The sequence below is a fragment of the Roseovarius azorensis genome (genome assembly GCF_900109455.1).
Taxonomy (GTDB): Bacteria; Pseudomonadota; Alphaproteobacteria; order Rhodobacterales; family Rhodobacteraceae; genus Roseovarius; species Roseovarius azorensis.
Genome location: NZ_FOAG01000001.1, coordinates 528,107 through 546,156, shown reverse-complemented (window position 1 = coordinate 546,156; position 18,050 = coordinate 528,107). Strand labels below are relative to the sequence as shown.

General features: G+C 64.1%; 21 protein-coding genes and 1 tRNA gene. 12 read left to right on the top strand and 10 right to left on the bottom strand.

Annotation, left to right across the window (positions count from 1 at the left end):
• Nucleotides 1–41 precede the first annotated feature (41 nt).
• From BSG08_RS02745 to BSG08_RS02735, 3 genes are all read left to right on the top strand, one after another.
• Complete coding sequence (locus BSG08_RS02745; RefSeq protein ID WP_093031989.1) at nt 42–509, top strand: YbaK/EbsC family protein; 468 nt, start codon at nt 42–44, stop codon at nt 507–509.
• Between the two features lie 65 nt (nt 510–574).
• The gene (locus BSG08_RS02740; RefSeq protein ID WP_093031575.1) at nt 575–1,024 is read left to right on the top strand and encodes an RDD family protein; all 450 of its coding nucleotides are present in this window, start codon (nt 575–577) and stop codon (nt 1,022–1,024) included.
• 73 nt (nt 1,025–1,097) lie between these two features.
• The gene (locus BSG08_RS02735) at nt 1,098–1,928 is read left to right on the top strand and encodes an arginyltransferase (RefSeq protein WP_093031572.1); all 831 of its coding nucleotides are present in this window, start codon (nt 1,098–1,100) and stop codon (nt 1,926–1,928) included.
• 5 nt (nt 1,929–1,933) lie between these two features.
• Here BSG08_RS02735 and BSG08_RS02730 read toward each other — a convergent pair whose 3' ends face one another.
• On the bottom strand, nt 1,934–2,743 hold the full coding sequence (locus tag BSG08_RS02730; RefSeq protein WP_093031569.1) for a protein-disulfide reductase DsbD domain-containing protein: 810 nt from the start codon (nt 2,741–2,743) through the stop codon (nt 1,934–1,936).
• A 114-nt stretch (nt 2,744–2,857) separates the two neighbouring features.
• Here BSG08_RS02730 and BSG08_RS02725 point away from each other — a divergent pair, with 114 nt between their 5' ends.
• The 7 genes from BSG08_RS02725 to BSG08_RS02695 all read left to right on the top strand — a co-directional run bounded on the left by BSG08_RS02725 (nt 2,858) and on the right by BSG08_RS02695 (nt 9,080).
• The gene (locus BSG08_RS02725) at nt 2,858–3,445 is read left to right on the top strand and encodes a YqgE/AlgH family protein (protein WP_245770578.1); all 588 of its coding nucleotides are present in this window, start codon (nt 2,858–2,860) and stop codon (nt 3,443–3,445) included.
• A 128-nt stretch (nt 3,446–3,573) separates the two neighbouring features.
• Complete coding sequence (locus tag BSG08_RS02720) at nt 3,574–4,062, top strand: flavin reductase family protein (protein ID WP_245770577.1); 489 nt, start codon at nt 3,574–3,576, stop codon at nt 4,060–4,062.
• Nucleotides 4,063–4,154: 92 nt separating this feature from the next.
• Nucleotides 4,155–5,027 (top strand): TIGR01459 family HAD-type hydrolase, encoded by an 873-nt coding sequence (locus tag BSG08_RS02715; protein WP_093031560.1) that lies wholly within the window; start codon nt 4,155–4,157, stop codon nt 5,025–5,027.
• Between the two features lie 100 nt (nt 5,028–5,127).
• The gene (locus tag BSG08_RS02710; protein ID WP_093031557.1) at nt 5,128–5,571 is read left to right on the top strand and encodes a MaoC family dehydratase; all 444 of its coding nucleotides are present in this window, start codon (nt 5,128–5,130) and stop codon (nt 5,569–5,571) included.
• A 212-nt stretch (nt 5,572–5,783) separates the two neighbouring features.
• Entirely contained in the window at nt 5,784–6,257 is a 474-nt protein-coding gene (locus tag BSG08_RS02705) for a VOC family protein (RefSeq protein ID WP_093031553.1), read from the top strand.
• Between the two features lie 175 nt (nt 6,258–6,432).
• Nucleotides 6,433–7,398: a glycosyltransferase family 2 protein gene (locus BSG08_RS02700; protein ID WP_093031986.1), complete on the top strand. Its 966-nt coding sequence runs from the start codon at nt 6,433–6,435 to the stop codon at nt 7,396–7,398.
• A gap of 218 nt (nt 7,399–7,616) precedes the next feature.
• Nucleotides 7,617–9,080, top strand: a complete 1,464-nt coding sequence (locus BSG08_RS02695) for a DEAD/DEAH box helicase (protein WP_093031550.1) — start codon at nt 7,617–7,619, stop codon at nt 9,078–9,080.
• 14 nt (nt 9,081–9,094) lie between these two features.
• Here the strand turns inward: BSG08_RS02695 and BSG08_RS02690 are convergent, their stop codons facing one another.
• Entirely contained in the window at nt 9,095–10,381 is a 1,287-nt protein-coding gene (locus BSG08_RS02690) for an ATP-binding protein (RefSeq protein WP_093031547.1), read from the bottom strand.
• Nucleotides 10,382–10,420: 39 nt separating this feature from the next.
• Here BSG08_RS02690 and BSG08_RS02685 point away from each other — a divergent pair, with 39 nt between their 5' ends.
• A complete protein-coding gene (locus tag BSG08_RS02685; RefSeq protein ID WP_093031544.1) occupies nt 10,421–11,353 on the top strand; it encodes an MBL fold metallo-hydrolase in 933 nt (310 codons plus the stop codon).
• Between the two features lie 57 nt (nt 11,354–11,410).
• Nucleotides 11,411–11,485, top strand: a tRNA-Asn gene (locus tag BSG08_RS02680).
• 11 nt (nt 11,486–11,496) lie between these two features.
• Here the strand turns inward: BSG08_RS02680 and BSG08_RS02675 are convergent.
• Genes BSG08_RS02675 through secD form a run of 8 tightly spaced genes read right to left on the bottom strand, consistent with a single transcriptional unit; the run spans nt 11,497 to nt 18,014 of the window.
• Nucleotides 11,497–12,030: a DsbE family thiol:disulfide interchange protein gene (locus BSG08_RS02675; protein ID WP_093031541.1), complete on the bottom strand. Its 534-nt coding sequence runs from the start codon at nt 12,028–12,030 to the stop codon at nt 11,497–11,499.
• The gene (ccmD, locus tag BSG08_RS02670) at nt 12,023–12,181 is read right to left on the bottom strand and encodes a heme exporter protein CcmD (protein ID WP_093031538.1); all 159 of its coding nucleotides are present in this window, start codon (nt 12,179–12,181) and stop codon (nt 12,023–12,025) included. Before ccmD ends, BSG08_RS02675 begins: the two co-directional genes overlap by 8 nt.
• Complete coding sequence (locus BSG08_RS02665; protein WP_093031535.1) at nt 12,178–12,912, bottom strand: heme ABC transporter permease; 735 nt, start codon at nt 12,910–12,912, stop codon at nt 12,178–12,180. Before BSG08_RS02665 ends, ccmD begins: the two co-directional genes overlap by 4 nt.
• A gap of 28 nt (nt 12,913–12,940) precedes the next feature.
• The gene (gene ccmB / locus BSG08_RS02660) at nt 12,941–13,597 is read right to left on the bottom strand and encodes a heme exporter protein CcmB (RefSeq protein ID WP_093031532.1); all 657 of its coding nucleotides are present in this window, start codon (nt 13,595–13,597) and stop codon (nt 12,941–12,943) included.
• Nucleotides 13,594–14,211 carry a heme ABC exporter ATP-binding protein CcmA gene (ccmA, locus tag BSG08_RS02655; protein WP_093031528.1) on the bottom strand — a complete coding sequence of 206 codons (618 nt, stop codon included), beginning with the start codon at nt 14,209–14,211 and terminating at the stop codon, nt 13,594–13,596. The genes ccmB and ccmA overlap by 4 nt, the downstream gene beginning before the upstream one ends.
• Before the next feature lie 56 nt (nt 14,212–14,267).
• Nucleotides 14,268–14,621 carry an Mth938-like domain-containing protein gene (locus BSG08_RS02650; protein ID WP_093031525.1) on the bottom strand — a complete coding sequence of 118 codons (354 nt, stop codon included), beginning with the start codon at nt 14,619–14,621 and terminating at the stop codon, nt 14,268–14,270.
• A gap of 11 nt (nt 14,622–14,632) precedes the next feature.
• Nucleotides 14,633–15,385: a sulfite exporter TauE/SafE family protein gene (locus tag BSG08_RS02645; protein ID WP_093031522.1), complete on the bottom strand. Its 753-nt coding sequence runs from the start codon at nt 15,383–15,385 to the stop codon at nt 14,633–14,635.
• Nucleotides 15,378–18,014 (bottom strand): protein translocase subunit SecD, encoded by a 2,637-nt coding sequence (secD, locus tag BSG08_RS02640; RefSeq protein WP_093031519.1) that lies wholly within the window; start codon nt 18,012–18,014, stop codon nt 15,378–15,380. Before secD ends, BSG08_RS02645 begins: the two co-directional genes overlap by 8 nt.
• Nucleotides 18,015–18,050: the final 36 nt, after the last annotated feature.

Below are 18,050 nucleotides of genomic sequence, written 5' to 3'. Positions count from 1 at the left end.
CCGAAAGATCTGGAATACCCTGCAAAAACCGAGGGATGATCATGAGCAAAAGCCTGCGTCGCGTGACCCTGGCCCTGCAAACCGCCGGGATCGGCTGCCCGCCGGTCGAGACCGGTAACGCCACGACCGCGCAGATGGCGGCGGATCTGCTGGGCTGCGAGGTCGCGCAGATCGCCAAGTCGATCATCTTTCGCGGCGAGAGCAGCGGCGCGGCGATCCTCTTTGTCACCTCGGGCGCGAACCGCGTCGATGCCGCGCGCGCCAGCACAGTGGCGGGCGAGGCCTTGGGCAAGGCGGATGCGGCGCTGATCCGGGCGCAGACCGGATTTGCCATCGGCGGCGTGGCCCCGGTCGGGCATCTGACGCCGCCGCGCGCCTATTTCGATCCACATCTGCTAAACTTTGACAGGGTCTGGGCGGCGGCGGGCACGCCACGGCATCTGTTCGGCATCGACCCGGAGACATTGCTGCGAATCTCCGGCGCGGCGCTGGCAGAGTTCACCGCCTGATCCCTTGCAAATCAGCCCTCGGCCCCCGATCTTGACAAGGCAACGACACAATTATCCAAGGCCCCATGACCGATATCACATGGCATCTGCCCGACCCTGACACGCAGCCGGAATTCTATGCCGACGTGCCGACCAAGCGGCTGATCGCCTTTGTCGTGGACACCCTGGTGATTGTGGTGATCTGCCTCGCGATCGTGCCGTTCACGGCCTTTACCGGACTGCTGTTCTTTCCTGTGCTGATGATGGTGGTCGGGTTTGCCTATCGCGTGGTTACCATCGCACGCTCCTCGGCGACATGGGGGATGCGTCTGACCGCGATCGAATTTCGCTCGGCCAGCGGCGCACGGTTCGATCTGGGGCTGGCATTTGCGCATACGCTGGGGTTGACGATATCCTTTGCCCTGCCGATCCTGCAGGTCATATCTGTCGTGTTGATGCTGACGGGTCCGCGCGCGCAGGGGCTGAGCGATCTGGTGCTGGGCAGCGTCGCGATCAACCGCCGCGCCGCAATGTAACCGGGGCGTGACAAGGCCCTTGGCGGACGCTCACATCGTTGTTATCGTCGCGGGGAATAACGCGGAAATTCTGATGCGGCACACTCTTCCCATCGCGCCCCAATTCTACGTGACGGCACCGCAGCCCTGCCCCTATCTGCCGGGCCGGATGGAGCGCAAGCTGTTTACCGCCCTGCAGGGCGAAGGCGCGCAGCGGCTGAATGACGGGCTGTCCAAACAGGGCTTTCGCCGGTCGCAGAACGTACTTTACCGACCGTCCTGTGCCGATTGCGCGGCGTGCCTGTCGGCGCGGATCAACGTGGCCGAATTCTCGCCCTCGAAAAGCCAGCGGCGCACGATCAGGCGCAACGCGCATCTGCGCCGCCGCGCCACCTCGCCCTGGGCGACCGAGGAGCAGTACAGCCTGTTTCGTCGCTATCTGGCGAGCCGTCACGCCACCGGCGGCATGGCCGACATGGACACGTTCGAATTCGCCGCGATGGTCGAGGAAACCCCGATTCGCACGCGGGTCGTGGAATATACCGATTCCGAAACCGGCGACCTTGCGGCGGTCTGCCTGACCGATATCTTCGACGATGGCGTCAGCATGGTCTATTCCTTCTATGATCCGGATCAGCCCCGCGCCTCGCTGGGCAAATACGTGATCCTCGACCATATCGACATCGCGCGCGAGAACGACCTGCCTTATGTCTATCTCGGCTATTGGGTTCCGGGCAGTCCGAAAATGGATTACAAGGCCGCCTATGCCGGGCTGGAGGCCTATGTCGGCAACAGGTGGCAGAAGGTGCGCGATCCTGCGGATTTCAGGACGCAGACGCATCCCCTGGTCAACGATCCGATTTCCGAACAGGTTGCGAATATCGCACTACCCGATGGCCGCCCGCTGCGGCCCAAGACGGTCTGAGACCGTCACGCCGCCGGACAACCCCGAATATCCACCGCGTCGCCGCTGCTCAGGATCGTCAGCCGCAAACCCGCGCGGTTGAGCATGAACCCGCGCCCCTCGACATGGTAGATCTCTGTCTCGGCGCTCAGGCGGTTGCCGCTGCGGCTGCTTTCGGCCTGCGCCACCCAGAGGCCCGGATTGTCGGTTTCCACCACCACCAGTTCACCCCGGCCCATCACCGGCATGTCCACCTCTGCCAGCAGTCGCATGCCGCCCTCGATCGGAACCATGCGGCAGACGACGCGGCCAACCCCCGCCTCGGCCGCCGTGTAGGGGCGGGCAGCGAGCGCCGCGGCGATCTGCGGATCGGGCCTGCCCTGGTTCAGCGGCAGCTCCTGCGCCACATCGACTGTCACCGGCACGCAGACATCGCTGCAGACCCCGATCTCGATATCTACATCGAGCAGAATTGGCTGATCGGGACGAACCGGCGTCAGACGCACCGGCAGAACCAGATCGTGTTCGTATCCGATGGTGCGCATCCCGTTGGTCACGGTCTGCTGCGGCGTCGGCCATTCCACCGCCACGTCGGCCAGATTGTGCGATCCGCTCCAGTCGAACAATGGCGGAATTCCCGCCTCGCCCGGCGCGCGCCAATAGGTTTTCCACCCGTCCTCAAGTGAAAATTTCAGAGCCGCCATGTAGGTGCCATCCGCCAGCCGCCAGCCGGGCAGGATACCGACCTCTACCATATTGATGTCGGCGCGCGCCGGGACGGCGGCGGTCAGGAGCGCCAGAGCGGCGACAAGCGGGGTCAGGGTTCTTGCAAACATATCCGTCAAATGGCGTATTCCGATGAAAAAGCCAACTCACTTTCGAGCGAGAAAAAGTGTCACGGGTCGTCGAGGTACCTTGCGTGTCCCGCACGGGATGCCCATTCTTGAAGCATGACAGATGAAAGATCGCCGCCACCGCAGGCCATGAACCTCACCGGAAAATTGCTGATCGCCATGCCGGGGATGGGCGATCCGCGCTTTGCCAATGCGGTTGTGTTCATTTGCGCGCATTCGGCCGAAGGGGCAATGGGGTTCATCGTCAACAAGCCGACGCAGGACCTGCGGCTGCGCGATCTGCTGACGCAGCTGTCGATCACGGTCACCCCGGACACGCGCGACCTGCCGGTGCATTTCGGCGGGCCGGTCGAGCACGGTCGCGGCTTCGTACTGCATGATTACGGCTATCATTCCGCCATCTCGACGCTGGATGTGAACAGCGATTTTGCCATGACTGCCACGCTCGACATCCTCGAGGACATGGCCGAAGGGCGCGGCCCCGGCAACGCGCTCCTGGCGCTGGGCTATGCCGGATGGGGACCAGGCCAGCTTGAATCCGAACTGGGGCAGAACGGCTGGCTGACGGCGGATGCCGATCCCGACCTCGTCTTTACCGCCCCCGATCCCGACAAATGGGAGGCCGCGCTGGCGCAGCTGGGCATTTCGGCGCTGATGCTGTCCTCCGACGCGGGACATGCCTGAGAGATTTAGCTAAATCCCGACGAAAGATTTGAAAGCCCGGTGCCCAGGCGCTACATCCGGCGGGCACGGGGCAGACCCGCCCGAACAGGAGTGACAGAGGTGACATATTGCCGCCAGAGACCATGCCGATGAGCGTCGGACGCGCGGCATTTCTTGCGGCGATGCGACAGGTCGCGGCTACCGTCACGGTTGTCACCACCGACGGGCCGGCGGGTCTGGCCGGAGCCACGGTCAGCGCCTTTACCTCGCTGACCGCCGATCCGCCCTCGGTTCTTGTCTGCCTGCGCTCGGACAGCCGCATCGCCCGCAGCGTGGCGGAGAATCGCAGCTTTTGCGTCAATGTGCTGTCCGAGGACGCGGTCGGCATCGCACGCGCCTTTGCGATGCCATCGCCCGACGACCCTGCCGCGCGCTTCACCTCGCTTGGGGCAATCCGCGATGAGATGGGGCCGATCCTGCCGCGCGCCACGGCGTTTTCCTGCGCGCTCACCGAGCGGATGATACATGGCAGTCACGCGATCTGCATCGGCACCGTGGCGCGGCTGACCATCGCAGGGGAAAAGCCGCTGACCTATCTGAGTGGCGACTATCATATCGTGCGTCCGCACAAGGAGTGACCGGCGGTGCCTGCTTCCGAAGATCGGGTGGCTGGCCAAACCTTGCGCCGCCTGCCATATCTGCGCAAAATCCCAGCACGCCGGAGCTCCGCATGACCCGCATCATCACATCCCTGTCCGAAATCGCCGCGCATTATGACGCGCTCTTTGTCGATCTCTGGGGCTGCGTGCATGACGGGGTGCGCGCCTATCCGGCGGCGGTGGCGGCGTTGCAGGCCTATCGCGCGCAGGGCGGTGCGGTGGTTCTGGTCACAAATTCACCGCGCCCGCGCAGCGATGTGGAGCGTCAGCTGGGACATTTCGGCGTGCCAAGGGACGCTTGGGACACTATTGCCACATCTGGCGACAGCGCGCGCGCCGCGATGTTCCGTGGCGCCGTGGGCGAAAGGGTCTGGTTCGTCGGGCAACCGCATGAAGAGCTGTTTTTCGAACCGATGCAGGTGATCGAAACCCCGGTGGACATCCGCCGCGTGCCGCTTGAAGAGGCCGAAGGCATCGTCTGTACCGGGCCTTTCGACCCGCTGGCAGAGCCGTCGGAGATGCACCCGCAGTTTCTTTATGCCAAGCAGAAGGGGCTGAAGCTGCTCTGCGCCAATCCCGATATCGTGGTGGATCGCGGCGAGATTCGGGAATGGTGCGCGGGGGCGCTGGCGCGGCTCTATACCGAGATGGGCGGCGAGAGCCTCTATTTCGGCAAGCCGCATCCGCCGATCTATGATCTGGCGCGGCGCAGGCTGGCCAGCCTAGGACGGGATGTCGAGAATTCCCGGATACTGGCCATCGGCGACGGAGTGCATACCGATATCAGCGGGGCGACGGGCGAGGATATCGATTCTCTTTACATTTCGGGTGGTCTTGCCCTGCAGGAAACCAAAACGTCGCACCAGCCCGACCCAGACGCTTTAAACGCTTATCTCGAAAAGGAAAAATCATCTCCGACATTTGCCATAGGGTTTCTGCGCTGACAGAAAGGGCTTGATTTTTCTGCATCCGCAAAGTAATAAAATTCCAACTTTTATCTTTCTGACGCCGTAAAATTACGCGACAAACCACCCGGAGGGGCGAATGTTGGACAATATGCCACGCGGCACGATCTGCATCGAGGATATCGAGATGGGCATGACGCGCCACCTGCGCAAAGTCGTGACCGACCGCGATATCGAGATGTTCGCCGAGGTCTCGACCGACCGCAACCCGGTGCATCTGGACGACGATTACGCGCGCGACACGATCTTCGAGGGGCGCATCGCGCATGGCATGCTGACCGCCGGGCTGATCTCTGCGGTGATCGGCGAGCAGCTTCCCGGTCACGGCACGGTCTACATGGGCCAGACGCTGAAATTCCTCGCCCCCGTGCGCCCCGGCGACATGGTCGAGGCCGAGGTCGAGGTGATCGGTATCGACCACGGCAAACGCCGGGTGCAACTGGATTGCCGCTGTCTGGTCAATGGCAAGAAGGTGCTGATCGGCGAGGCCACGGTTCTGGCGCCCTCGCGCAAGTTCGACTGAGCCGCCACCCTCCGCCGCCTGACAAATCGTTCCCGCGTCCCGCTGACCCAGTCCGATTGCCACGGATGAGTGAGTGAAAGTCGGCAATGCGGACTTTCCTGCCGCTCGCATCAAAGGAGTAGATGTCTGCTTCCGTCCTCAGTCCAGTTTCTTCTTGACCTCGACCTTGCTTGAGGTGCCACAAGAAAGCTGAGAGCTGTTTGGAGGACAGGATGACACTTGAAATCAACTCGCTAGTACCAGAGTTGTGGTGTTCGGACTTTGAAGTTTCGGTAGAGTTTTACACCGGCGTTCTTGGCTTTGAGATCGCTCAGCGTAGGGGGAGCGATCCTCATGCTTATCTGACTCTCCATGGCGCACAAATTATGATTGCTCACTGGCGATTGGATGGAAACTGGGTGCCGTGGCTGCCGGAGCAGATGGCCTATCCCTACGGGCGAGGGATCAACTTTCAATTCATGGTTCCTGATGTCGACAGAATGTACGAGGCGGTCTTGGCTCGCGGTGCAAAGCCACTCCTGGCTATCTACGATGCGGATATCTGGAAGACCGACTGCATGGATACCCGGCGCCAGTACATGATCTTGGACCCAGACGGGTATGTTTTACGTTTCGCACAAAGCCTTAGAACCCGTCCCGTAGATGATTCAGACCTTAAGAAGCTAAGCAAGCAATACGGCACGTAAACCTCGTTGGGATGGAGGCGTCGCGCTGTTGATGTTGGAAAGTCGATTACCACCATTCGCCGCGATGCCGAATGATGTCACCATTGGACTCGATACGGTCGCCGGGTACATCGCGTCAGGCAACGAACACACCTGCCCCCTTGCCCCCGCCGTGCGGCCTGCGCATTCTGCGCGCATGAGCAGAAACCCCACATGGGGCGTGGTGGCCACGATCAAGGCCCCGGCCCGAGACATCCTCAACTTCGCCGCCCATCATCTCGATCTGGGCGCGCATCGGGTGCATGTCTACCTTGACGCGCCCAATCCAGAGGCCGAGGCGGCGTTGCGCGCGCATCCCGAATGCCGGGTGATCCTCTGCGATGACGCCTATTGGCGTCGCCGCCGCAAGGGACGCCCCGCAGCGCATCAGCCGCGCCAGTCGGCCAATGCCACGCATTGCCTCAACCAGCGCCCCGAGGTCGACTGGCTGGCCCATATCGACGCGGATGAATTCCTGTGGCCCGCGCACCCGCTGGCTGAACAGCTTGCCACCCTGCCCGCATCCACGCTGAGCGCGCGTATCCGCCCGGTCGAGGGGCTGGCCCCCGATCCCGCCGATCCGCCGCCGCCCGGCGCGCAATGGTTCAAATCCTGCGCCATAGATCCCGAGCGCCGCCGCGCGGAAACCGATGCGATCTATCCGGCCTTTGGCCCGCATCTGAACGGTGGTTTCGTCAGCCATGTGGCCGGCAAGGTCATGGTCCGCACAGGGCGCGCCGGGATCAGCCTGCGGATTCACAATGCATTCCGCGACGGTGTGCGCGATGACGCACCCGCCGACCTGACCGATACCGTGCTCTGCCACCTGCATGCGACGGATTGGGAACAATGGCGCGCCGCCTACGGGTTTCGCCTGCAGGAGGGATCCTATCGCGAGGGTCTCAGACCCGCGCCGCTGTCGGGCGGCGCAGGGCTGAACATGCACGCGCTGTTTCTCGGGCTGGAGGACGAGGGCGGCGAGGCCGCGCTGCGCCGGTTCTTCGACGAGGTCTGCACCGCGACCCCTGCCCTGCGCGCCAGGCTGGCAGCGCATGGTCATCTTCATGCGATCTCGCTCGACCTCGACGCGAAACGTGCGCGCCACTTCCCGCAGTTCGGGTAACTGTTTCCGTATTCTGTACGATTGTCCACGACCAGACACAAATCACGGTGCCGATTCGGTCGCAATCCCGCGAAATCCCGGCCCGCATTGACCCGACCCTGCTCTTGCGATACACGCAGCCCAGCGGGTCATCCATGTGGAGAACCACAGGCCCAGGAGGGGTCCGACCCGGCGACAGATGTACGGGCCAGGATTGTGTCCGTAAACCACGGATACCCATGACCAAATTTTCTGATCTGAATCTGAATCCCAAGGTTCTCAAGGCCGTTGAAGACGCAGGCTACGAAACCCCCACCCCCATCCAGGCCGGTGCCATCCCAGCCGCCCTTGCCGGGCGCGACGTGCTGGGCATCGCCCAGACCGGCACCGGCAAGACCGCCAGCTTCACGCTGCCGATGCTGTCGCTGCTGGCGCGTGGCCGGGCGCGGGCGCGGATGCCGCGCAGCCTGGTTCTTTGCCCCACGCGCGAGTTGGCCGCGCAGGTGGCGGAAAACTTCGATACCTATTCGAAACATCTCAAACTGACCAAGGCGCTCCTGATCGGCGGCGTGTCGTTCAAGGAACAGGACAAGCTGATCGACAAGGGCGTCGACGTGCTGATCGCCACTCCGGGCCGGTTGCTGGATCATTTCGAACGCGGCAAGCTGCTGTTGACCGGCGTGCAGATCATGGTCGTGGACGAGGCCGACCGGATGCTCGACATGGGCTTTATCCCCGATATAGAGCGGATTTTCAACCTCACCCCCTTCACCCGGCAGACCCTGTTCTTTTCGGCCACGATGGCGCCCGAGATCGAGCGGATCACCAATACCTTCCTGTCGGCGCCCGAACGGATCGAGGTGGCGCGTCAGGCGACCGCGTCCGAGACGATCGAACAGGGCGTGGTGATGTTCAAACCCTCGCGGCGCGAAAAGGCCGAGACCGAGAAACGTGCGCTGCTGCGCGCGCTGATCGACGGTGAGGGTGACAAATGCACCAATGCCATCGTCTTTTGCAACCGCAAGGTCGACGTGGATGTGGTGGCAAAATCGCTCGCCAAGCACGGCTATGACGCGGCCCCCATTCACGGCGATCTGGACCAGAGCCAGCGCACCCGCACGCTGGACGGGTTCCGCGCGGGCAGCCTGCGGTTTCTCATCGCCTCCGATGTCGCTGCGCGCGGTCTTGACGTGCCCGCCGTCAGCCATGTGTTCAACTACGACGTGCCGGGCCATCCCGAGGATTACGTTCACCGGATCGGTCGCACGGGTCGCGCCGGGCGCAGCGGCAAGACGCTGATGATCTGCAATCCGCGCGACGAAAAGAATCTGGCCGCGATCGAGGCGCTGATCCAGAAACCCATTCCACGGGTCGAAAACCCGATGGGTCCGACCGTGCCGACAACCGACGACGCCGATGCGTCGCCCGCCGGAAAACCTGCCAGACCCCAGCGGTCCTACAGCCGCAACAAAGGCGGTGAACCCCGGCCAGAACCTGAATCCGCAAAAGCGCCCGTTGTGGCGACCACCGCCAGCGCCCCCCCGGCGAACGACTCCGGCAAAGCGGAGCCACTGGGCGCGCGGCAGGGCGGAGGACACTCCGCGCGCGGACGCAGCGATCACGGTGGCGGCAAGGTCGTCGGCATGGGCGATCACCTGCCCAGCTTTATCGCGCTCAGTTTCGAGGAACGGCGCGCGGGCTGACGCGCCGGCAGCCGTCACCGCGCGATCACGATTTCCGCGCACAGCCCCCCCAGTCGCGGGCTGACGCCCAGATGCAGCAACCCGCCATGCGCGCGTACCGCATCGCTAACGATCGACAACCCCAGCCCCACCCCCGTGGCGCGATTCTGGTTGCGCGCGGGATCGAGCCGGGTAAAGGGTCTGACAGCCTCGTCGCGATCCTCGGGCGCGATGCCCGGCCCGTCATCCTCGACCCGGATCGTCAGCGCGCCGGGCGTCAGCACCACCGACACCTCGGCCCGCGTTCCGTAGCGCACGGCATTGTTGATCAGGTTCTCGACGGCGCGCCGGATACTGTCGGCGCGCAGGTTGATCCGGTCTTCGCCGCTGGCGTGGACCAGCGTGACATTCACCTGCGCGCGGCGCGCATCCTCGACCACCTGCCGCACCAGCGCGATCGGATCCGCCGGTTCGGCCTCGACAGCCCGCGCGCCCCGCGCGAAATCGAGAAAACCGTCCAGCAGCCGCTCCATGTCCTCGATATCGCGCAGCATCGGGCGGGCATCGGTCTCGTCGATCATCGCAAGCCCCAGCCGGAGCCGTGTCAGCGGCGTGCGCAGATCATGGCTTACCCCCGACAGCATCAGCGTGCGCTGTTCGATCTGCCGCTCGATCCGCTCCCGCATGTCGACAAAGGCGGTGCCCGCCGCGCGCACCTCGACCGCGCCGGCAGGCCGGTAGGGCACGTTGCGCCCTCGCCCGAACGCCTCTGCCGCCTGCGCCAGCCGCGTGATCGGGCGCAACTGATTGCGCAGATAGAGATAGGAGACCAAGGTCATCAGCACGCCGAACACCACCATGTTGACCAGGAGTTGATGCGGCTGGCGCGCGGAGACCCGTCGCCGATCGAACACCATCGCGATCCCCTGCCCGTCCTGCCGGAAAAACAGCTGCACGACATTATCATCCGCCAGCCGGATGCTTTGCAGGGTGGGCAGCGCCGCTCTTAATTCGCGGACCACCACGATCCCGGAGAAATCGTACCAAAGCCGCGAATCGGTCCCCGGAATCCCGGCGGCGGGCACCTCGCGGATGTCGATTCCGAGTATCCGCGCCGAGGACGATTCTGGCCCCTCGTCCAGCACAAGGCGAATCTCGCGGGTCATGGTATGCACCATCTGCTGCGTGACGCCCGCGAAATGCCGCTGGATGAACACCACCGAGACAACCAGCAGGAGCGTGATCACCGGCAGCAGCAGGATCAGCGTGGCCCGGCCATACAGACTGCGGGGCATATAGGATTTGAGCCAACGGAACGACATGGCTAAACCTATCCCCGTGCGCATCGGGAAGGAAGAGCCATGCAACTGGATCAGGGCGAAATACCACCCGTAGGTGTGGCACAGGATCTGGGCGGAGGCCTGCGCCGCGTGCTGGCGCCCAATCCCTCGGCGATGACGTTCTGGGGCACCAACACCTATCTCCTTGGCGACCGGCGGATCGCGGTGATCGACCCCGGCCCCGACGATCCGGATCACCTGAACGCGATCCTGCGCGCGCTTGGACCCGGCCAGAGCGTCAGCCATATCCTCGTCACCCACGCGCATCTCGACCACTCGCCGCTGGCCCGGGCACTGTCGGCCGAAACCGGCGCGCCGGTTCTTGCCTATGGCGATGCCGGGGACGGGCGCAGCCCGGTGATGCAGAGCCTGGCGGAGACCGGACTGATGGGCGGCGGCGAAGGGGTGGACGCACAGTTCATCCCCGATCTGGTGCTCTGCGACGGCGAGACGATCCGCGGCGACGGCTGGCGGATCACCGCCCACTGGACGCCAGGGCATTTTGGCAATCACATGTGTTTTACCACCGGAGATGCGGTGCTGACCGGCGACCTGGTGATGGGCTGGGCCAGTTCTCTGGTCTCGCCTCCAGACGGCGACCTGACCCAGTTCATGGCCTCCTGCGCGCGGGTACGGGGCCTGGGGGCGGCACGGCACCTGCCCGGCCACGGCGCGCCGATTGCCGATCCCGCTGCGCGCCTCGACTGGCTGGTCGCGCATCGCCGCGCACGCGAGGCCGCGATCCTGCAGGCGCTCGACCAAGGCCCGCTGACCGCCGCCCAGATCGCCGCGCGCATCTACACCGACACACCCGCAGCCCTGCTGCCCGCGGCGGGACGCAACGTGCTCGCTCACCTCGTCGATCTCGTGCAGAAATCCCGCGCCGCGCCCGAGGTAGACCTGCGCGCCGACGGCCGTTTCATGCTGGCCCCAGAGCAGCGGGGCGAGCGCTGAATTTTTGTCATAAAGCCTCTGGACCTCGCCAGACCGGATTGCTATACGGCCCCAAGTTCCGGCGTAGCTCAGCGGTAGAGCAGTTGACTGTTAATCAATTGGTCGTAGGTTCGATCCCTACCGCCGGAGCCAATCTCGTACCCTCACCGTGCGGCTTCGATGGCCGGCAGGATCGTGTTTTCCATCACCCTTTGCGTGACCGGACCGGCGAAGCGCAGGACGATGTTGCCTTCGCCGTCAATGACATAGGTCTCGGGCACCCCGTAGAGGCCCCAGTTCAGTGCCATGCGTCCCTGTGCGTCCGCCCCAACTCCGGCATAGGGATTGCCCAGCTCTTCGAGAAAGCCGATGGCGTTGCCGGGGGTGTCCTTGTAGTTCACCCCGTAGATCGTCACCCCGTCCCTGGCGAGTTGTTCGAGATTGGGATGCTCGACCCGGCAGGGCGCGCACCAGCTTGCCCAGTAGTTGACCAGCTTGACCTCACCGTCGCGCAGGTCGTTGTCGGAAAACAGCGGCTCATTGCCCAGCGAGGTCAGCGTCACGGCTGGCGCCTGCCTGCCTGCCAGAGCCGAGGGTAACCCCTCGGGATCCTCGCGTTGCAGCCCGACAAAGGCCAGCCCTGCGAATCCGGCAAAGATCACCAGCGGCGCCAGCATCAGAGGTGACAGTCTAGCCATTGGTCTTTGCCTTTCTTTCAATACCTTGAAGTTCTTTTCTCACGCGCCTTGCGCGGATCAGGCTGACCGCGACAAGACCGGCGATCAGCATGATCGACAGCGCGTAGGAGGACAGGACCGCCTCGGCGTATTTTCCCAGATCCGGCATCATGCCCCCATCCTCTCGCGCGCCAGCAGCACCCGCATCCGTCGCGCGCGGATTTCCGTACCCGTCCGGATCAGGACCAGCACCACGAACAGCAGGACAAATCCCGCCATGCAGACGTAGAGTGGCAGCTTGTAGGTCATGTCCATCCTCTCGCCCGACTTCACCGACAGCGACGCCCCCTGATGCAGTCCCTGATTCCAGAAATTGACCGCATAGCGGCTGAGCAGCGCGAACACCGATCCGACAAGGCACAGGATGGCGGTCAGGTCCGCCGCCGTGTCGTCATTCTCGATCGCGGCCCAAAGCGCGATATAGCCGAGATAGAACAGAAACAGGATTAAAAAACTCGTGAGGCGCGGGTCCCAGGCCCACCAGGTGCCCCACATCGGCTGTCCCCAGATCGCCCCGGTCAAAAGCGCGATCATTGTCATCACCAGGCCCACGGGGGCCGCCGCCCGCGCCGCCAGCGCGCTGACATGATGCCGCCGCACGATCCAGATCAGCGAGGCGACCAGCATCATCAGCCAGGCGTTGATGGCCATGAGCGCGCTCGGGACATGCAGGAAAACGATCTTGACCGTCGATCCCTGCCGGAAATCGTCCGGTGTCAGGAAAAACCCCCAGATCAGCCCCAGCAACAGCGCCACCCCCGTCAGTACCGCCAGAGCGGGCAGGATGCGGTCCGTGGTCTCGATGAATTTCTTGGGGTTGGCGTATTCCCAGATCGAACTCATGCCTTCGTCTCTCCGGTCTGTCCTGTGATCATCGCAGATTGACCCTCAATACCGCAGCCGAGGCAAAAGGCAAAAGTGCCATGGCGCCGCAGGTGATCCCGGCCAGCATCAGTAGCGGTGTCGCCACCTGCAACCCTTCGGCACCGCGCCGCGCCACTTCGGCCCCGAAAATCAATGTAGGCACATAGAGCGGCAGCACAAGCAGGCTGAGCAGCAGCCCGCCGCGTTTCAGCCCTACGGTCAGTGCCGCACCGAATGCGCCGATGACGCTGAGCGCCGGAGTGCCCAGAAGGAGCGAGAGAATCAACCACTTGTAGCCCGCCTCCGGCAGGTTCAGCAGCACGCCGAACAGCGGCGCCGCCAGCACCAGCGGCAGGCCCGTGGTCAGCCAATGGGCAAGCGCCTTGATGCTCACGATCCCCTCCATCGGCAGGGGCGAGGTGGCCAGAAGGTCGAGACTGCCATCCTCCCAGTCGAGTGCGAAGATTCGGTCCAGCGACAGCAGGCAGGCCAGGAGCGCCCCCAGCCACAGGATACCGGGTGCAATCCGGGCCAGCAGCGCGTTCTGCGGTCCCACACCGAACGGCACCAACACGACCACGATCAGAAAGAACGACAGCCCGAGGCCAAAGCCGCCGCCCGCCCGCACCGCCAGCCGGATATCGCGGATCAGCAGCGCTCTCACAGAAAGGCCCCGTCGAAATCATCCACGGCCAGGGCTCGTGCCCGGTAGTATCCGACATCCAGCACGCGGGCCTCGTCCAGGCCCAGGTCGATATGCGTGGCGATCAGCGCCACGCCCCCACCTGCCACATGGGTGCGCACTGCCATCGCAAACATTGCCACGGCATGCGCGTCGAGCGATACCGTCGGCTCGTCCAGCACCCAGACCACGCGCCCCGTCACCAAAAGCCGCGCCAGCCCCAGCCGCCGCTTCTGCCCGGCCGAGAGCGCGCCTGCGGGCCGGTCCGCGAACGCACCGAGTTCGAACGCCGCGAGCGCATGGGATATGTCAGCGTTTCCGAATACCTGCGCCCAGAAGTTCAGGTTCTCGGCAACGGTCAGCGTCGCCTTGATCCCGTCGGCGTGACCGGCATAGACTAGGCTTTCGGGCTGCACTTCCACTCGCCCCGACACCGGCGGCTGCAATCCCGCGATCGTGCGCAGCAACGTGGTCTTGCCGCTGCCGTTCGGGCCGCGCAGCACCAGAACCTGCCCCTGCGCCAATGAAAACGTCAAATCTTCCAGCACCGGGATGCCGCCGCGCGCAATGGTCAGATCGGTGACGTTCAGGATCATGCGCCCTGCTTAGCCCAATGCGCGGGCTGCGAAAAGCGTGATCGCCGCGCGCATCGTCACACCGGCAGCAACGCCGCCGCGACCCGCCGCCCTTCGGACAGGAGCACGTTGTAGGTGCGGCAGGCGGCGGGTGAATTCATCGTCTCGACGCCGAGGCCAGCATCCTCCAGCCGCGCGCGCAGATCGCGCGGGATATGCGTCATCTCTGCCCCCGTACCGATGAAGATCACGTCGACCTCTCCGACCAGCGCCAGCAGCGTTGCGGCATCCTCATATCCGCCCCAACCTCTGGCCCCGGTCAGGGTGACGCAGATCGCCCCCTCCAGCACCTGCCCCGCCACGCGAAAGAACCCCGGCCCGTAGCCGTCGATCGGCGTGGCCCCGCCAAAGCTGATTTCGGTCATGCGCATGGGGGCGCTCCTCAGGTCCAGATCGGCAGGCCGCTCAGCACTGCCAGCGCGATCACGCTATAGGCCGCCCAACGATAAATCCGCTCGTGACGCGGGTCAAACAGCGATTGCCCGATCAGAGAGGTGATGAAATAGGGCACCGCAAGCGCCAGCGCGAGCAGGAAAATCCGCCAGTCCACCGCACCCCGCAACAGCAGGTTGGCGACGATCACCACGTCGAGCGCCGCCAGAAACAGGATCGTGTTGGCGCGCACCGACTGGGCCGCCGACTGACCCGCAAGGTAGAACAGGATCACCACCGGCCCGGTCAGCCCGGTCAGCCCGCCAATCACGCCCGCCACCGCCCCGATCACGATCAGCATCGGGCGGCTCACGATCCCCGAGAACCGCCACCCCGCCACCAGCGCGCCAAGCGTCAGCGCCGCGACGCAGGCCACGATCCAGCGGATCGTCACCGGATCGAGCCGCGCCATCAGCCACAGGCCCAGCGGCACCGTCACCAACGCCGCCAGCGCGAGCACTGCCACCTCAGCCCGGTCCGCCTGTCCCCAGGCCCTTGGCAAAAGCGCCGAGGTGCTGGCGATGCCTGTGAGGGTGATCACGCCCACGACCACCTGCGGGGCCAGGAAAATCCCCGCCACCGGCACAAAGACCAGCGCCGTGCCGAAACCGGTAAAGCCGCGCACGATCCCCGCCACGCCAATCGTCAGCATCAGCCAGACCAGTCCGGGCGTCGCCCAGACCGATGTCAGCATCTCAGGCATCTACATTGGCGAATTGATTGCCCGTGGTGGCGTCCGGCTTGGACCAGTCACGTTTGACCCCCAGCCACATCAGAACGGTACTGGCCACGAAGATCGACGAATAGGTGCCCACAACGACACCCCAGATCATCGCAAAGACAAAGCCCCGGATCACGTCGCCGCCGAGGAAGTATAGCACCACAAGTGCAAGAAGAGTGGTGGCCGAGGTCATCATCGTGCGGCTCAGCGTTTCGTTGATCGACAGGTTCAGCACCTCGCGCAGTGGCTTTTGCTTGTATTTGCGCAGGTTCTCGCGGACCCGGTCGAACACCACCACCGTATCGTTCAGCGAATAACCCACGATGGTCAGAAGCGCCGCGATGATCGCCAGATCGAACTGGATCTGCAATTCCGAGAATACCCCGATGGTCAATGCCACGTCATGCACCAGCGCCACCACGGCGCCCACGGCGAACTGCCATTCGAAGCGCATCCAGATATAGACCAGCACCGCGCCAATCGCGAGAATAACGGCGATGATCGCGGTCTGGATCAGCTCTCCCGAGACCTTGGGTCCAACGCTCTCGACAGAGGTGAAGTTGATATCGGGCACCACCTGCTGCAGCGCGGCCTCGACCTGGGCAATCACCTGCGGGGTTACCGCCTCGGCCTCGTCCTGCGCCTGGATACGGACCATCGCCACGTTCTCGTCCGGGCCGAAGGTCGGATCGAACACCTCGGTGATGCTGACATCGCCAAGGCCGAGATCACTGATCGCGCTGCGATAGCTGCCGATATCCACCGGCTCGGCGCTCTGGGTGCGGATCGTGGTGCCACCCTTGAAATCAATACCGAAATTCAGCCCCTGCACCCCGAAAGAGCCAAGCGCCACTAGGATCATCACACCCGAAATCCCCAGCCAGAGTTTCCACCGGCTGAAAAAATCCCAACTGGTGGTTTCCGGAACCAACCGCAGCGAACGCCCCTGGAGCACGGTGCCGGGGCGGCGGCGTTCGAACCAGATCACCGCAATCAGGCGCGTGACGAAAAGTGCGGTGAAAACCGAGGTCATGATCCCCAGCCCCAGCGTGATGGCAAAACCCCGCACGGGCCCGGACCCCATGGCATAGAGAATGAGCGCCGTCATGAAGGTGGTGATATTGGCGTCCACGATGGCGCTCAACGCCTTTTCATAGCCCAGTTCGATCGCCCGCGCCGGGCCGCGCGCCGATTTCACCTCTTCGCGAATGCGCTCGAAAACCAGCACATTGGCGTCCACCGCCATGCCGATGGTCAGCACGATCCCGGCGATCCCCGGCAACGTCAGCGTCGCGCCGATTACACTCAGCAGCCCGAAAATCAGCGCCACATTGATGATGAGCGCAATATTGGCGAATATCCCGAATATGCCGTAACTGAGAGACATGTAGAGCAGCACCAGCACGAAGGCCACAAGCGAGGCGATCTTGCCCGCCTCGATACTGTCCGCGCCCAGTTCGGGCCCGACCGTGCGCTCTTCGAGAAACTCCAGCCCCGCAGGCAAGGCCCCGGCGCGCAGCAGCACAGCGAGATTCGTGCTTTCCTCGATGTTGAAATTGCCGGTGATGATGCCGGACCCGCCGGGGATGTAGCTCTGGATTACCGGCGCGCTGATCACCTCGCCGTCCAGCACGATGGCGAACGGGTTGCCGATGTTCTGCGCGGTGTAATCGCCGAACTTGCGCGCACCCGTCGGGTTGAAACGGAATGACACCGCCGGCCGACCGTTCTGGTCGAAATCGGGCTGCGCATCGACAAGTTCCTCGCCGGTCACCACCGGCGCCTTTTCGAGAATGTAGTACACTCCCGGTTCGTCAATCGAGGGCAACACCTCGTTGCCGGGTCCGGGCCGTTCGTCTGCATCGCTTGAGCGCCCGATCACCGGCTGAAAGGTCAGTTGCGCGGTGGTGCCGATCAGATCCTTGAGTTCCGCCGCGCTGCCTATGCCGGGCACCTGAATGAGAATGCGGTCCGCGCCCTGCCGCTGGATGGTGGGCTCGCGCGTACCGACCTCGTCGATCCGGCGGCGGATGATTTCCAGCGCCTGCTGCACGGTGCGATCGTCGGTGGCGCGCTGCTCGGCCTCGCTCAGGCGCACGACGATATCGGCGCCTTCGGTCGTGACCTCGATGTCGCTGCCGCCGATGCCTGTCAGCACATCGAATGTCGGGCGCGCCAGACCGCGCACGAGGCTTGCCGCCTCGCTCACCATTTCGGGGCGCTCGACCAGTCGCACACGCAACTCCGGTGCTTCCGTGGTCTGCAGGCGGATCGGACCTACACGGTCGCGTTCCTCGCGCAGAAGGTCACGCACCTCGGGCCACATCCCCTCGACCCGCGCCTGATAGACATCGGCAACCTGCACCTCGGCCAGCAGATGCGCACCACCGCGCAGATCAAGACCCAGATTGACCAACCCCGACGGAAGCCAGCCTGGCCAGAGCGACAGATCGTCCTGCAGGGCGGCGGGATCCGCTCCGGCCTCGACGGCGGCGGCGGCGTCGTTACGGGTCTCGACCCGGCTATAGAACGCATTGGGCATAGCCAGCATCAGGCCGGCTGCGACAAGGCCCCAGATGCACATACGTTTCCACAAGGCGATTTGCAGCATAACCCTGCCTTTTCAGTTGCCTGGGCTGAAAATCCG

Excerpts from the sequence above, each read along its gene's own strand:
- BSG08_RS02735 (WP_093031572.1), top strand. The coding sequence starts at position 1,098 with ATGCGGCACACTCTTCCCATCGCGCCCCAATTCTACGTGACGGCACCG.
- BSG08_RS02675 (WP_093031541.1), bottom strand. The coding sequence starts at position 12,030 with ATGGCTAGACTGTCACCTCTGATGCTGGCGCCGCTGGTGATCTTTGCC.
- BSG08_RS02700 (WP_093031986.1), top strand. The coding sequence starts at position 6,433 with ATGAGCAGAAACCCCACATGGGGCGTGGTGGCCACGATCAAGGCCCCG.
- BSG08_RS02705 (WP_093031553.1), top strand. The coding sequence starts at position 5,784 with ATGACACTTGAAATCAACTCGCTAGTACCAGAGTTGTGGTGTTCGGAC.
- BSG08_RS02725 (WP_245770578.1), top strand. The coding sequence starts at position 2,858 with ATGACAGATGAAAGATCGCCGCCACCGCAGGCCATGAACCTCACCGGA.
- BSG08_RS02745 (WP_093031989.1), top strand. The coding sequence starts at position 42 with ATGAGCAAAAGCCTGCGTCGCGTGACCCTGGCCCTGCAAACCGCCGGG.
- BSG08_RS02740 (WP_093031575.1), top strand. The coding sequence starts at position 575 with ATGACCGATATCACATGGCATCTGCCCGACCCTGACACGCAGCCGGAA.
- ccmA (WP_093031528.1), bottom strand. The coding sequence starts at position 14,211 with ATGATCCTGAACGTCACCGATCTGACCATTGCGCGCGGCGGCATCCCG.
- BSG08_RS02650 (WP_093031525.1), bottom strand. The coding sequence starts at position 14,621 with ATGCGCATGACCGAAATCAGCTTTGGCGGGGCCACGCCGATCGACGGC.
- BSG08_RS02690 (WP_093031547.1), bottom strand. The coding sequence starts at position 10,381 with ATGTCGTTCCGTTGGCTCAAATCCTATATGCCCCGCAGTCTGTATGGC.
- BSG08_RS02715 (WP_093031560.1), top strand. The coding sequence starts at position 4,155 with ATGACCCGCATCATCACATCCCTGTCCGAAATCGCCGCGCATTATGAC.
- secD (WP_093031519.1), bottom strand. The coding sequence starts at position 18,014 with ATGCTGCAAATCGCCTTGTGGAAACGTATGTGCATCTGGGGCCTTGTC.
- BSG08_RS02645 (WP_093031522.1), bottom strand. The coding sequence starts at position 15,385 with ATGCCTGAGATGCTGACATCGGTCTGGGCGACGCCCGGACTGGTCTGG.
- BSG08_RS02730 (WP_093031569.1), bottom strand. The coding sequence starts at position 2,743 with ATGTTTGCAAGAACCCTGACCCCGCTTGTCGCCGCTCTGGCGCTCCTG.
- BSG08_RS02685 (WP_093031544.1), top strand. The coding sequence starts at position 10,421 with ATGCAACTGGATCAGGGCGAAATACCACCCGTAGGTGTGGCACAGGAT.
- BSG08_RS02710 (WP_093031557.1), top strand. The coding sequence starts at position 5,128 with ATGTTGGACAATATGCCACGCGGCACGATCTGCATCGAGGATATCGAG.
- BSG08_RS02695 (WP_093031550.1), top strand. The coding sequence starts at position 7,617 with ATGACCAAATTTTCTGATCTGAATCTGAATCCCAAGGTTCTCAAGGCC.
- BSG08_RS02665 (WP_093031535.1), bottom strand. The coding sequence starts at position 12,912 with ATGAGTTCGATCTGGGAATACGCCAACCCCAAGAAATTCATCGAGACC.
- BSG08_RS02720 (WP_245770577.1), top strand. The coding sequence starts at position 3,574 with ATGAGCGTCGGACGCGCGGCATTTCTTGCGGCGATGCGACAGGTCGCG.
- ccmD (WP_093031538.1), bottom strand. The coding sequence starts at position 12,181 with ATGATGCCGGATCTGGGAAAATACGCCGAGGCGGTCCTGTCCTCCTAC.